Below are 12374 nucleotides of genomic sequence, written 5' to 3' on the forward strand. Positions count from 1 at the left end.
GGACGGTGGCGGTCTCAGGCGCCGGACGGGCTGGAAGTGCCTGGGCCTACCAAACCCCTGCGGGTGGGCGGGGGCCCGGGACGGTGGCGGTCTCAGGCGCCGGACAGGCTAGAAGTACTTGGGCCTACCAAACCGCTGCGGGTGGGCGGGGGCCCGGGACGGTGGCGGTCTCAGACGCCGGACGGGCTGGAAGTGCCTGGGCCGGCGAAGACCCTGTGGGTGGGTGGTGGGGGCCGGGGACGCCGGCGGTCTTGGTGGTGGCTGGGGCGCGGAGCGCCTGCGGTGGGTGGTGGCGCGTGCTCGAACGGTGGGCGGGGTGGTGGTGGCTGGGGCGACGGAGCCGCTGGCGGCCTCGTTCTCGAATGTCGGCCGGGGTGAAGGGGGGTGCCCGGCGCCGGAGTGCGAGGGCGGGCACCCTCGCCCGGACAGCAACAGGCCGTCGCAGGTGAAGCACCGCGCGCCCCCGCGTGCCTTCGCGAACCCTTGACAGTGCCCCTGTGCGCGTCAAATCTGGGCGCAGAGCCGCTCGTCCCAGGGAGGCGATGATGCCTGCAGCGCGGGAATCCCTGCTGGACGCCGCTTACACGGCGCTGGCGCGTCGGCCTTGGTCTGCCGTGCGGATGGTGGACGTGGCCGCGGCGGCCGGAGTGTCCCGGCAGACGCTGTACAACGAGTTCGGGAGCAAGGAAGGGCTTGCCCGCGCACTCGTCAGAAGGGAGGCCGACGGATACCTCGCCGGCGTCGAACGCGCCCTCGCCACCCACAGCGACGCCCGAGAACGCCTCACCGCCACCGCCGAGTGGACGGCCGCACTCGCCCGCGACAACGCCCTCGTCCGCGCCATGCTCACCGGCTGCTGGAGCGAGCGCCTCCCCTCACCGACACTCTCCGCCGTGCCGTCCACCTCCGCCGTACCGGCACAGCGACGCGCCGACGGCCCGCTCCCGTCTCCCGGCGACTTCGTGGCCCTCGTCCGCGACCGAGCCGTAGTGGTCATCTCCGGCCCCGGGATCAACAAGTCCGACCTCGTCGACCTCGCCCGATCCTGCGAACTTGTCGTCCGGCTGGCCCTGTCCTGCGTCGCCGCCCCACCCGGCGAAGGCGGTGTCGCCGACCTCGTACGCAGCGCGCTGCACCGGCAGTTGGCGGGATGAGCGAAGCCGCGAACTCAGTGTGCCGAGCCCGACAGCTGCAAGCCGACGACCCCCACGATCACCAGACTGATCGACACGATCTTCAACGTCGACACGATGTCACCGAGGAAGATCATCCCGTAGATCGCCGTACCCGCCGCCCCGATCCCCGTCCACACCGCGTACGCCGGCCCCACGTCCAGTTTCTTCAGCGACAGCGTCAGCAGTCCGAAACTGCCGAGAGCGAAGATGCAGAAGGCGACCGTCGGCCACAGCCGGCTGAAGCCGTGCGACAGTTTCAGGCAGACGGCGAAACCGGTTTCGAGCAGCCCCGCCACGATGACCAGCAGCCACGCCATGTGCTGTCCTCCCGTATGCCCACGTTCTGTGACCGCTTCGTCAGGCTTGGATCCGGCTCGGTGCGATTATGCCCTTACCGGTCTCACGCACAGACAAACAACGCGGAGGTCAGTCCCCTTCCCCGATCCCTTCCCCGACCCTTCCGCGAGCCCTTCCTCGATCCTTCCTCAGTCGCCTTCCGTGCGCTCCCGCGTCGCCAGCAGCCGCCGCAACGAGTACAGCCGCGCGGGATCGGCGTGACCCTCCGCCACCCACGCGTCCAGCGCGCAGTCCGGTTCGTCATGACTGCACGCACGGGGACAGCCTTCGGTTCCCGGTTCCAGGTCGGGGAACGCGTGGATCACGCGCGACGGGTCGATATGAGCCAGGCCGAAGGACCGGACACCGGGAGTGTCGATCACCCAGCCGTCCGCCTCCGCGACCGCCCCCGCCAACGGCAGCGCCAACGCCGACGTCGTCGTGTGCCGCCCTCGCCCCGTCACCGCGTTCACATGGCCCGTCGTACGCCTGCGTTCCTCCGGCACCAACGCGTTCACCAGCGTCGTCTTGCCCACGCCCGAGTGACCGACGAACGCCGTGACCCGGCCCTCCAGATGCTCCCGCACCCGGTCCGCCGCGCCCCCGGCCGCCAGTTCCTCCCGGCTGGTGACGACATACGGAATGTCCAACGCCCCGTACAGTTCGAGGAGTTCGTCCGGCGAGGCCAGGTCCGACTTCGTCATCACGAGCAACGGTTCCAGGCCCCCGTCGAACGCCGCCACCAGACAGCGGTCGATCAGCCGGGGCCGCGGCTCGGGGTCGGCGAGGGCGGTGACGATGGCGAGTTGGTCGGCGTTGGCGACGACCACGCGCTCGTACGGATCGTCGTCGTCCGCGGTACGGCGCAGCAGCGACCTCCGCTCCTCGATCCGCACGATCCGCGCGAGCGTGTCCTTCTTGCCGGACAGATCGCCTACCAGCGCCACCCGGTCACCGACCACCGCCGCCTTGCGGCCGAGTTCGCGGGCCTTCATCGCCAGCACGATGCGGTCGTCGACGAGACAGGTCAGGCGCCCCCGGTCGACGGTGAGGACCATGCCCTCGGCGGCGTCCTCGTGCTTGGGCCGGATGTTCGTACGCGGCCGGGTGTTCCGACGGCCGGGGCGGGTGCGGATGTCGTCCTCGTCGGTGTGCTTGCCGTAGCGGCGCATGGCGTGAGTCCCTACGCCCCGAGCATCCCGGTCCACAGCTCGGGGAAGTCCGGAAGGGTCTTCGCCGTCGTCGCCACGTTCTCGATCCGTACGCCCTCGACCGCGAGGCCGATGATCGCGCCGGCCGTCGCCATGCGGTGGTCCTCGTAGGTGTGGAAGACGCCGCCGTGCAGTCGGCGCGGGCGGATGTGCAGTCCGTCGGCGGTCTCGGTGACGTCGCCGCCGAGTTCGTTGATCTCCTTGGTCAGCGCGGCCAGACGGTCGGTCTCGTGCAGACGCAGGTGCGCGACGCCGCGGAGCGTGGAGGGGGAGTCGGCCAGCGCGGCGACCGCCGCGATACCCGGGGTGAGTTCGCCGACCTCGCTCAGGTCCACGTCGATGCCGTGGATCGCACCGGAACCGGTGAACACGAGCCCGTACTCGGTGAGTTCGCAGGAACCGCCCATCTCGGTGAAGATCTCGCGGAGCCGGTCACCGGGCTGGGTGGTGCGGCTCGGCCAGTCCGGGACGAGCACCTTGCCGCCGGTGACCAGCGCCGCCGCCAGGAACGGCTGCGCGTTGGACAGGTCCGGCTCGATGGTGAGGTCGCGGCCGAGCAGGGCGCCCGGCGTGACCCGCCAGACGTTCGGCTCGCCGCCGGACTCCGGGGTGTCCACCTGGGCGCCGACCGCGCGCAGCATGTCGACGGTCATGCGGATGTGCGGCATGGAGGGGAGCGAAGAGCCGATGTGCCGGACCTCGACGCCCTGGTTGAAGCGCGGCCCGGACAGCAGCAGCGCCGACACGAACTGGGACGACGAGGAGGCGTCGATCTCCACCGGGCCGCCGTCCAGGGCACCCCCGCCCTGGACGGTCAGCGGCAGCGCACCCCGGCCGTCGTCGTCGATCCTGGCACCGAGGACGCGCAGGGCGTCGATCACGCCGTGCAGGGGGCGCTCGTACGACCTGGGGTCGCCGTCGAACCGGATGGGCCCGTCGGCGAGCGCGGCCACCGGCGGCAGGAAGCGCATCACCGTGCCGGCGTTGCCCACGTCGACCGTGGCCGGCCCGCGCAGGCCCGCGGGGAGCACCCGCCATGCCTCGCCCGTGCCCTCGGGGCCGACGCCCTCCTCGATGCCGACGCCCATCGCCCGCAGCGCGCCGGCCATCAGCAGGGTGTCGCGGGAGCGGAGGGGGCGGCGCAGCCAACCCGGTTCCGAGGCGAGGGATGCGAGGACGAGGGCGCGGTTGGTGACCGACTTGGACCCGGGCACGTGGACCGTCGCGTCGACGGCTCCGCTCGCGTGCGGGGCGGGCCAGAGGGCGGTGTGTGCGGCGGGGTTTTGGGCCATGGGTTCACTTTATAAGGAGCGTGTGGTTCGGGTGCGGCGCCGTTGGGGCCGGTCGCGCCCACGCGGCGGAGCCGCATATCGATACAGCCCGCGCCCCTATGACCTGCGCCCCTTCGGGGCGCATCACATCTCCAAGAGCCACCTGGCCCCACCTATCAGCGAACACAGCGACACCGCGTGGAACAGGAACAGCCACAATCCCGCCGGCACGTGCGTCAGCCTCGACAACTGATCCGCGTCCGAATCACCGGCCCCACCCCTTGCCCGCTTCGCCTGTAGCTCGAAAGCGGGCCGCACCCCGCCCACCAGCAGGAACCACACCACCACATACGCGAACGCCGCCTGCACCTGCGGGCCCGTCAGCCAGCTGACCAGCACGAACGTGCCGCCCGTCACGAAGACCGTCAGCGCCCCGTACGCGTTGCGGATCATCACCAGCATCGCCACCAGCAGGGCTGTCGCCAGCCACAGCAGCAGGGTGATCCGGCCGGAGGCCAGCAGGGCGGCGCCACCCAGGCCCAGCAGCGGGGGAGCCGTGTAACCCGCGGCAGCCGTGAGGATCATGCCGATGCCGTGCGGTTTGCCGCGGCTGACGGTGAGGCCGCTGGTGTCGGAGTGCAGGCGTATACCGGTCAGGGTGCGGCCGGTCAGCAGGGCGATCAGGCCGTGGCCGCCCTCGTGGGCGATGGTGATGGCGTTGCGTGACAGGCGCCACAGGACGTGCGGGACGACCACGACGAGCGCGGCGACCAGCGTGGCGATCACCACCCACAGATCCGGGTCGGGCTGGGTGCCGGCGACCTCGTCCCAGAGGGAGGCGAGCGAGGCGGATGCGGTGCTGTCCATGTAAGGCAGTGGCTCCCTGTGGTCGGATGGAATCTGGCAGTGTTGCACGTATGTGCGGACGGTATGCAGCCAGTCGTGGGGCCGAGGATCTCGCAGGAATCTTTGAGATCGAGAAGTGGGAGCCCGAGGAGACCCTGGAGCCGGACTACAACGTGGCTCCCACCAAAGAGGTCCACGTCGTCCTCGACCGTCCGTTGAAAGACGCCGATGACCCTCGGCCGGTTCGGCAGCTGCGCAAGCTGAAGTGGGGGCTGGTGCCCAGCTGGTCCAAGACCCCCGAGAGCGCCTTCAAGATGATCAACGCGCGCGCGGAGACGGTCCACGAGAAGCCGTCGTACCGGCGGGCCTTCTCCTCCCGGCGCTGCGTCATCCCCGCCGACGGCTACTACGAGTGGGTCACCGGCAGGCAGGAGCTGGACCTGGAGCAGGAGGGCCGGCGCAAACGGCCGCGCAAGCAGCCGTACTTCGTGCTGCCCGCCGACGGGTCGGTCTTCGCGATGGCCGGGCTGTACGAGTTCTGGCGGGACAGGACGCTGCCCGACGAGCATCCGCAGGCCTGGTGGGTGACCTGCTCCGTCATCACGACGGAGGCGGAGACGACCCCGCTGGCCGTCGCGCCGGAGGAGGGCCCGCACACGCTCGCCGAGATCCACCCCCGGATGCCGCTGATGCTCACGCCGGACCGCTGGGACGCCTGGCTGGACCCGTCCCGCAAGGATCCCGAGGAACTGCGCACGCTCCTCACTCCGCCGCCCGCCGGTCTGATGCGCGCCTACCCCGTCTCCACGATGGTCAGCAACGTCCGCAACAACGGCCCGGAGCTGCTGAAGGAGCTGGACGGGCCCGAAGAGGGCACACTCTTCTGATGTGACTGATGTGACGACCGAGATCGTTGGCACGGACGCGGGCGACGCCCGCATCACCTGGCACCCGGCCCCGGCCTCGAAGACCCGCCTGGTCCTGGCCGTGAGCCACGGCGCCGGCGGTGGCATCGAGGCCAGGGACCTGCGCGCGCTGGCCGAGGTCCTGCCGGCCCATGGGGTGACCGTCGCTCGCGTCGAGCAGCCCTGGCGCGTGGCCGGCAAGAAGGTGGCACCCGCGCCGAAGACCCTCGACGTCGGCTGGCGGGGCCTGTGGCCCGCGCTCGCCGCGCCCGGGCTCCCCGTGATCTCCGGTGGCCGCAGCGCCGGCGCCCGCGTCGCCTGCCGTACGGCCGTCGAGCTCGGGGCGCACGCCGTCCTCGCCCTCGGCTTCCCGCTCCACCCGCCGGGCAAGCCGGACAAGTCCCGCGCCGACGAGCTGCTCGGGGCCGGGGTGCCGACTCTCGTCGTACAGGGCGGGAACGATCCGTTCGGGAAACCGGAGGAGTTCCCGGACGGGGACTTCGAGATGGTCGAGGTGCCGTACGGCGATCACGGGTTCGCGGTGCCCAAGCGGGCGCCCCTCGGTCAGGACGAGGCCGTGGCGATCGTCACGGACTCGGTCGTCAAGTGGGCCGGGTCACTGGGGTAAAGCTTCGGGAATGTTGCGGCCCCGGCCTCTGTTGTGGCGGACACGGGTGCTGAAGCACCAGCGCCGACGTCGTAGGAGAGGAAGTCCGCCGCATGGGTTCGACCTACTGCCCGAGCCGCAGCAGCCGTGCCGACCTGGACTGGACGGTGCTGCATGCGGCCAGGACCGCTCCTATTCGAGGGGCGGCGGGTACGGCAGGTCGTCTATCCTCCGATTCAGGTGGGACCGGTTTCGGCCCTGCCCGCAATCTTGAGGAGGTGGGTCCGGTTCCCGGTACCGACGCAGGGACCGACAACGGCCAGGCGGAGCAGCCCGAGGGCCAGGGCATGAGCGTGGACACGTCCGCGGAGACGACTGCCGAGCGCAGCGCGCGCTTCGAGCGGGACGCGCTCGAATTCCTCGACCAGATGTACTCGGCCGCCCTGCGCATGACGCGCAACCCGGCCGACGCGGAAGATCTGGTGCAGGAGACCTACGCCAAGGCGTACGCGTCCTTCCACCAGTTCCGCGAGGGCACCAACCTGAAGGCGTGGCTGTACCGGATCCTCACCAACACCTTCATCAACTCGTACCGCAAGAAGCAGCGTGAACCCCAGCGCTCCGCGGCCGAGGAGATCGAGGACTGGCAGCTCGCGCGCGCCGAGTCGCACATGTCGACGGGTCTGCGTTCCGCCGAGTCGCAGGCGCTCGACCACCTGCCCGACTCGGACGTGAAGGAAGCGCTCCAGGCGATCCCCGAGGAATTCCGCATCGCCGTGTACCTCGCCGATGTCGAGGGCTTTGCGTACAAGGAGATCGCGGACATCATGGGGACACCCATCGGTACGGTGATGTCCCGGCTGCACCGGGGCCGCCGTCAACTGCGCGGCATGCTCGAGGACTACGCCCGCGAGCGCGGACTGGTCCCGGCCGGTGCCGGAGAGTCGAACGAAGTGAAAGGTTCGGGCTCATGAGCTGCGGAGAGCCGCACGAGACGGACTGCAGTGAGGTACTCGATCATCTCTACGAGTTCCTCGACAGTGAGATGCCGGACGTCGACCGCGACAAGTTCAAGCAGCACTTCACGGAGTGCTCGCCGTGCCTGGAGAAGTACGGCCTCGAAGAGGCCGTGAAGAAGTTGGTCAAGCGCTGCTGCGGACATGACGACGTGCCGACCGACCTGCGTGCCAAGGTCCTGGGGCGGCTCGATCTGATCCGCTCCGGCCAGGCGGTCCCCGACCACGACGTGACCGCCACGCCGCAGGAGTCCTGAACTCCGGTCGTCCTGAGGCTCGGGCGCCCTGAACGGACGGGCGTCACTCGAACGTGCTAATCCCCCGGTCGTAACACCGCGGACCTCCCCTCGGCCCCCCTAGGCTGCCGTGCCGGGAAGGCCCGGCCGGGGAGGAGCACATGGAGGCGATACCAACACGGGCACGTGTCCACGTCGTCTGTGTCGCCCTCGCTGCCCTGTTCTGTCTGTACCCGCTGCCGATCGGCGGCACCCCCTGGTGGGCGGTGGCCCTGCTCGCCGCCCTCTACGCCGGGGGCGAGCGGATCGCCGCCAAGTGGCGGTTCGCCGGCACCTTCTATCCCGTGCTGCTCGCCGGGGCCTTCCTCCTGCCGCCGTCCGCGGCCGCGCTGGTACCCGTGCCGGGCGCGTTGCTGTCTCCCGTCGGCCAACGACCACGCCGACTGCGCCGGTTGTGGCGGACGGCCCAGTCCGCGGTCGCCGTGTGGGCGGCCGCCCGGGTGCACGAAGCGCTCGGCGGCCGGGACGCCGTCCTCGCCTCCGACTTTCCCTACGCCCTCGCGCCCGCCGGAGCGAGCGCGCTGACGTTCTGTCTCGCCCTGACCGTCCTGGACGGCGGGATTCTCGCGCCGGCCGAGCCAGGGGGTGCCTGGCGGGGGCTGTTCCTGCGCTCGCTCGCGCCGATCGCCGTGCACGGGCTGGCCGGGCTGATGATGGCCGTGCTGTGGCGCAGTCCCTACGGCCCGGTCGCCGCGCTGCTCGTGCTGCTGCCGATGTGCGTGTCGTGGTGGGGGTTCGCCCAGTACCACCGGGAACGCGCGGCTCATCAGGCGACCATCCGCGCGCTGGTCCAGGCCGTCGACATCAAGGACGGCTACACCCGGGGCCACAGCGAGCGGGTCGGACAGGCCACGATGATGATCGCGCGTGAGCTGGGCATGGCCGACGAGCGCGTCGAGGTGCTCCGCTTCGCCGGGATCCTGCACGACGTCGGGAAGCTGGGGGTGCCGACCCGGCTGCTGCGCAAGGACGGTCCGCTCACGCCCGAGGAACGGCGCGTCATCGAACTGCATCCCGAGTACGGGCACGAGATGGTCCGGGGGATCTCCTTCCTCGGCGAGGCCCGGGCCGCCGTACTGCACCACCACGAGCGGCTGGACGGGAGCGGGTACCCCTACGGACTGACGGGCGGCCAGATCCCGGAGTCGGCACGGGTGGTGGCCGTCGCGGACGCGTTCGACGCGATGACGTCGAACCGGTCGTACTCAAGGGCCCGGCCCGTGCCCGTCGCCCTGCGCGAGCTGGAGAGGTGCGCGGGCTCGCACTTCGACCCCCGGATGGTCACGGCCCTCGTCAGAGCCGTGGACCAGCAGGGGTGGCATCCCGCCGTGACCGCCGACGAGACGTCCGTGCCCCCGCCCCGCCCGCCCGTCTCCAGTGCCCCGGGCGCGCACCGATGAGCGGCCCGAGGCCATGCCTCCTGCTCGGTCTCGTGCACACCGGTGCCGCCCTCCTCGTCGCCGTCTGCCTGGTCGACACCTTCGGCAGCGGCCTCGCCGAACGCGGGACGGCGCTCGCCTTCGGGATCCTCGTCACCCTCGGCGAGCTCACCCGGTGGACGGGCGCGGGAGGCAGGGAGGCCGCGCCCCTCGGAGCCGCCGCCGCGCTCTCGTACGCCCTGCTGGGGGAGAACGGCGGACACCCCACCCAGCACGGCCTCGCGCAGGTCCTCAGCGTCGTCCTCGCCGCCGCGCTCCTCGGCAGCGTGCCGCACATCGCGCGCGGCCGCCCCGTCCTCGACCACCTCGCCCGACGCGTGCTCACGGTCGGCTTCGCGGCCGTCTGCTTCCAACCGCTGTACAACCAGGGCACGTTCCACGGCTGGGGCACCGCCTACGCCCTGCTGCTGCTCGCGATCCTCACCCTCACCGCCCTGTGCGACGCCCTGCTCGCCGCCGCGCTCGCGCACTCCCGCACCCGGTGGCCGTTCGGGCCGCTGCTGCGCGACGAGCTGCGGGCGACGCTCGGGATCGGTTCGGCCGTCTGCGCGACGGGTGCGGTGACGGCCCTCGCGGTCGCCGTGGCCGGGCTGTGGGCGCTGCCCGTCTTCTCGCTGCCCCTCCTGCTCACCCAGATGTCCCTGCGCCGGTACGCCGCCGTCCGCGCCACCTACCGGCAGACCATCGCCTCGCTCGCCCGGGCCACCGAGATCGCCGGGTACACCCCGGCCGGACATGCCCGGCGGGTGGCCGCGCTGAGCCGGGAGGTGGGGCGTGACCTGGGCCTGTCCGAGGCCGAGCTCACCGTGCTGGAGTACGCGGCCCTGATGCACGACATCGGGCAGCTCAGCCTGGTCGACCCGGTGCCGGCCGGGGCCACCGCCGTACTGCCCGTGGCGGAGCAGCGGCGGATCGCGCTGCTGGGCGGGGCCGTCGTACGGCAGACCGGGGTGAACCCGCAGGTGGCGATGGTCGTGGAGCGGCTCGCCGACCCCTGCCCGGAGCAGCCGGTCGCCGCGCGGATCGTGCGGGCGGTCAACGCCTACGAGGAGAAGACGCGCGATGCCGGGCCCGGAGGGCCGCTGAAGGCGCTGGAGGAACTGCGGCTGGGTACTGCCGGGGACTATGCGCCCGAGGTGGTGCGGTCGCTCGCACGGGTGCTGTCCAGAGACTGTCTGACCCCCCCTGTGGTTGGGTAACCCATGGGTAATGAGCGCCCTTCCAGCCGTACGTGGTTGGATGCGAATGAGAGTGTGTCCGGGGGCGAGCACTAGCCAGCCCACTCCACGGAACTGGCAGGCGGGAATCGTGAGGATCTTCGGCAAGGGACGGCACCGGCCCTCCGCCTCCTGGCGGCAGGCCACCGACCGTGCGTTCACGTTGATCGGCGACGGCCGGTACGAGGACGCGGGCGCGCTGTTGACGCGGGCCGCCGATCTGGAGCCCTGGCTTTCGGAGTCCTGGTTCAATCTCGCGCTGCTGCACAAGTTCCGGCACGACTGGGAGCAGGCCCGCGCGGCCGGGCTGCGGGCGGTGGCGCTGCTCGACCGGGAGACCGGGGCGCCCGACTGGTGGAACGTCGGTATCGCGGCCACCGCACTCCAGGACTGGCCGCTGGCCCGGCGGGCCTGGCAGGCGTACGGGCTGCGGGTGCCCGGCGCCGCGACCGACTCCGGTGAGCCGGTCGGGATGGACCTGGGCAGCGCGGCCGTACGGCTGTCTCCGGAGGGGGAGGCCGAGGTCGTGTGGGGGCGGCGGCTGGACCCCGCCCGGATCGAGGTGCTGTCGATTCCGCTGCCGTCCTCGGGGCGGCGCTGGGGCGAGGTCGTGCTGCACGACGGGGTGCCCCACGGGGAGCGGACCACGTCGGCCGGGCACGCCTACCCCGTCTTCGACGAGATCGAGTTGTGGGCGCCCTCGCCGGTACCCACCTGGGTGGTCCTCCTGGAGGCTGCCACCGAGGCCGACCGGGATGCGCTTGAGCAGCTCGCTGCCGACGCGGGGTTCGCCGCCGAGGACTGGTCCTCCTCGGTGCGGTTGCTGTGCCGGATGTGCTCGGAGTCACGGATGCCGTCGGACGAGGGTGACGGGGAGCATCTGGATCCGCACGATCACAGTGAGCCGGGGCACCCCGGGCCGCTGGGGCACCGGACGGACGGGCAGCTGTGGGTGCCGGAGCGGGAGTGCGGGGTGGCTGCGCCGGCTTCGCTGGTGAGGGGGTTGCTGGACGGGTGGGTTGCGGACAGTCCTGACTCGCGGGATTGGCGGGACTTGGAAGAGGTCTGCTAGTCGCCGCGGGGGCGATGCCGTCGGCAGGCTGCGGGCTGTGCGTGGCTGGTCGCGCTCACGCGGCGGAGCCGCATATTGACAGAGTCCCGCGCCCCTATGGGACGCGTCGCCGTACCCTGTATCAGCATCACACCCCCTTTTGTTCTTTTGTTTGTGCAGGAAGGCATACGTCGGTCATGGCCCAGCAGGACACCGAGCAGCAGCACGCGGGCGTGCTCCCCGTGGACGACGAGGGGTTCGTCGTCGACACCGAGGACACGGAGGAGCGCGAGAACGCCTGGCGTGAGCGCGGCATCTCGCGGCCGATCACCGTCGTCGGGAACCCGGTGCTGCACAAGGAGTGCAAGGACGTCACCGAGTTCGGCGCGGAGCTGGACCAGCTGGTGGCGGACATGTTCGCCTCGCAGCGCACCGCCGAGGGCGTCGGTCTCGCCGCCAACCAGATCGGGGTCGATCTGAAGGTCTTCGTCTACGACTGCATGGACGACGAGGGCAAGCGGCACGTCGGTGTCGTGTGCAACCCGAAGCTGGTCGAGCTGCCCGCCGACCGGCGCCGGCTGGACGACAGCAATGAGGGCTGCCTGTCGGTGCCGACCGCGTACGCGCCGCTCGCCCGGCCCGACTACGCCGAGGTCACCGGGCAGGACGAGAAGGGCAACCCGATCAAGGTGCGTGGCACCGGGTACTTCGCTCGGTGTTTGCAGCACGAGACCGACCATCTGTACGGCTACCTCTACATCGACCGTCTCTCCAAGCGGGAGCGCAAGGACGCGCTGAGGCAGATGGCCGAGAACGAGCCCCGCTACCCCGTGGTCGCGAACGACTGAGGCATCATCCAGGACCCCACAAGTCACTTACGCACGGCGCCTGTTCAGGTACACCTTCCTGACCAGGCGCCGTTCGCATGTCCGTCGCACGTTCGATCCCATACAGGCAGGTAATGATCCAAATCCAGTCATAAAGAGGGAAGCTCGCGGCATCGA

At 71.0% G+C, this 12374-nt stretch carries 13 protein-coding genes; 9 read left to right on the forward strand and 4 right to left on the reverse strand.

All coding sequences use genetic code 11. The annotated features are described in order from the left end of the window. The first annotated feature begins 542 nt into the window (after positions 1–542). Positions 543–1154 carry a TetR/AcrR family transcriptional regulator gene (locus KUM44_RS43500; protein ID WP_217215296.1) on the forward strand — a complete coding sequence of 204 codons (612 nt, stop codon included), beginning with the start codon at positions 543–545 and terminating at the stop codon, positions 1152–1154. 14 nt (positions 1155–1168) lie between these two features. Here the strand turns inward: KUM44_RS43500 and KUM44_RS43505 are convergent, their stop codons facing one another. From KUM44_RS43505 to KUM44_RS43520, 4 genes are all read right to left on the reverse strand, one after another. After that, complete coding sequence (locus tag KUM44_RS43505) at positions 1169–1492, reverse strand: multidrug efflux SMR transporter (RefSeq protein WP_030052453.1); 324 nt, start codon at positions 1490–1492, stop codon at positions 1169–1171. Positions 1493–1660: 168 nt separating this feature from the next. Next, a complete protein-coding gene (rsgA, locus tag KUM44_RS43510) occupies positions 1661–2683 on the reverse strand; it encodes a ribosome small subunit-dependent GTPase A (RefSeq protein WP_217215297.1) in 1023 nt (340 codons plus the stop codon). 11 nt (positions 2684–2694) lie between these two features. Then, on the reverse strand, positions 2695–4014 hold the full coding sequence (aroA, locus tag KUM44_RS43515; RefSeq protein ID WP_217215298.1) for a 3-phosphoshikimate 1-carboxyvinyltransferase: 1320 nt from the start codon (positions 4012–4014) through the stop codon (positions 2695–2697). Positions 4015–4137: 123 nt separating this feature from the next. Beyond that, positions 4138–4860: a M50 family metallopeptidase gene (locus KUM44_RS43520; RefSeq protein ID WP_217215299.1), complete on the reverse strand. Its 723-nt coding sequence runs from the start codon at positions 4858–4860 to the stop codon at positions 4138–4140. Between the two features lie 50 nt (positions 4861–4910). On the opposite strand from KUM44_RS43520, the gene KUM44_RS43525 reads away from it, so the two are divergent. The 8 genes from KUM44_RS43525 (at position 4911) to def (ending at position 12218) form a co-directional block, all read left to right on the forward strand. Further along, positions 4911–5726, forward strand: a complete 816-nt coding sequence (locus tag KUM44_RS43525; RefSeq protein ID WP_217215300.1) for an SOS response-associated peptidase — start codon at positions 4911–4913, stop codon at positions 5724–5726. A 10-nt stretch (positions 5727–5736) separates the two neighbouring features. Next, the gene (locus tag KUM44_RS43530) at positions 5737–6372 is read left to right on the forward strand and encodes an alpha/beta family hydrolase (protein WP_217215497.1); all 636 of its coding nucleotides are present in this window, start codon (positions 5737–5739) and stop codon (positions 6370–6372) included. 257 nt (positions 6373–6629) lie between these two features. Further along, positions 6630–7325 (forward strand): RNA polymerase sigma factor SigR, encoded by a 696-nt coding sequence (gene sigR / locus KUM44_RS43535; RefSeq protein ID WP_048582102.1) that lies wholly within the window; start codon positions 6630–6632, stop codon positions 7323–7325. Next, positions 7322–7624 (forward strand): mycothiol system anti-sigma-R factor, encoded by a 303-nt coding sequence (gene rsrA, locus KUM44_RS43540; RefSeq protein ID WP_030052446.1) that lies wholly within the window; start codon positions 7322–7324, stop codon positions 7622–7624. The genes sigR and rsrA overlap by 4 nt, the downstream gene beginning before the upstream one ends. 140 nt (positions 7625–7764) lie before the next feature. After that, complete coding sequence (locus KUM44_RS43545) at positions 7765–9063, forward strand: HD-GYP domain-containing protein (protein ID WP_217215301.1); 1299 nt, start codon at positions 7765–7767, stop codon at positions 9061–9063. Next, positions 9060–10301: an HD-GYP domain-containing protein gene (locus tag KUM44_RS43550; protein WP_217215302.1), complete on the forward strand. Its 1242-nt coding sequence runs from the start codon at positions 9060–9062 to the stop codon at positions 10299–10301. The genes KUM44_RS43545 and KUM44_RS43550 overlap by 4 nt, the downstream gene beginning before the upstream one ends. A gap of 109 nt (positions 10302–10410) precedes the next feature. Then, positions 10411–11391, forward strand: coding sequence for a hypothetical protein (locus KUM44_RS43555; RefSeq protein WP_217215303.1), 981 nt, complete (start codon positions 10411–10413; stop codon positions 11389–11391). 176 nt (positions 11392–11567) lie between these two features. Then, entirely contained in the window at positions 11568–12218 is a 651-nt protein-coding gene (def, locus tag KUM44_RS43560) for a peptide deformylase (RefSeq protein ID WP_217215304.1), read from the forward strand. The last annotated feature ends 156 nt before the right edge of the window (positions 12219–12374 follow it).

This window comes from Streptomyces sp. AC550_RSS872, from assembly GCF_019049285.1.
Classification (GTDB): Bacteria; Actinomycetota; Actinomycetes; order Streptomycetales; family Streptomycetaceae; genus Streptomyces.

Coding starts and splice junctions, on each gene's coding strand:
- KUM44_RS43500 (WP_217215296.1), top strand. CDS start 543: ATGATGCCTGCAGCGCGGGAATCCCTGCTGGACGCCGCTTACACGGCG.
- KUM44_RS43505 (WP_030052453.1), bottom strand. CDS start 1,492: ATGGCGTGGCTGCTGGTCATCGTGGCGGGGCTGCTCGAAACCGGTTTC.
- rsgA (WP_217215297.1), bottom strand. CDS start 2,683: ATGCGCCGCTACGGCAAGCACACCGACGAGGACGACATCCGCACCCGC.
- aroA (WP_217215298.1), bottom strand. CDS start 4,014: ATGGCCCAAAACCCCGCCGCACACACCGCCCTCTGGCCCGCCCCGCAC.
- KUM44_RS43520 (WP_217215299.1), bottom strand. CDS start 4,860: ATGGACAGCACCGCATCCGCCTCGCTCGCCTCCCTCTGGGACGAGGTC.
- KUM44_RS43525 (WP_217215300.1), top strand. CDS start 4,911: ATGTGCGGACGGTATGCAGCCAGTCGTGGGGCCGAGGATCTCGCAGGA.
- rsrA (WP_030052446.1), top strand. CDS start 7,322: ATGAGCTGCGGAGAGCCGCACGAGACGGACTGCAGTGAGGTACTCGAT.
- KUM44_RS43545 (WP_217215301.1), top strand. CDS start 7,765: ATGGAGGCGATACCAACACGGGCACGTGTCCACGTCGTCTGTGTCGCC.
- KUM44_RS43550 (WP_217215302.1), top strand. CDS start 9,060: ATGAGCGGCCCGAGGCCATGCCTCCTGCTCGGTCTCGTGCACACCGGT.
- def (WP_217215304.1), top strand. CDS start 11,568: ATGGCCCAGCAGGACACCGAGCAGCAGCACGCGGGCGTGCTCCCCGTG.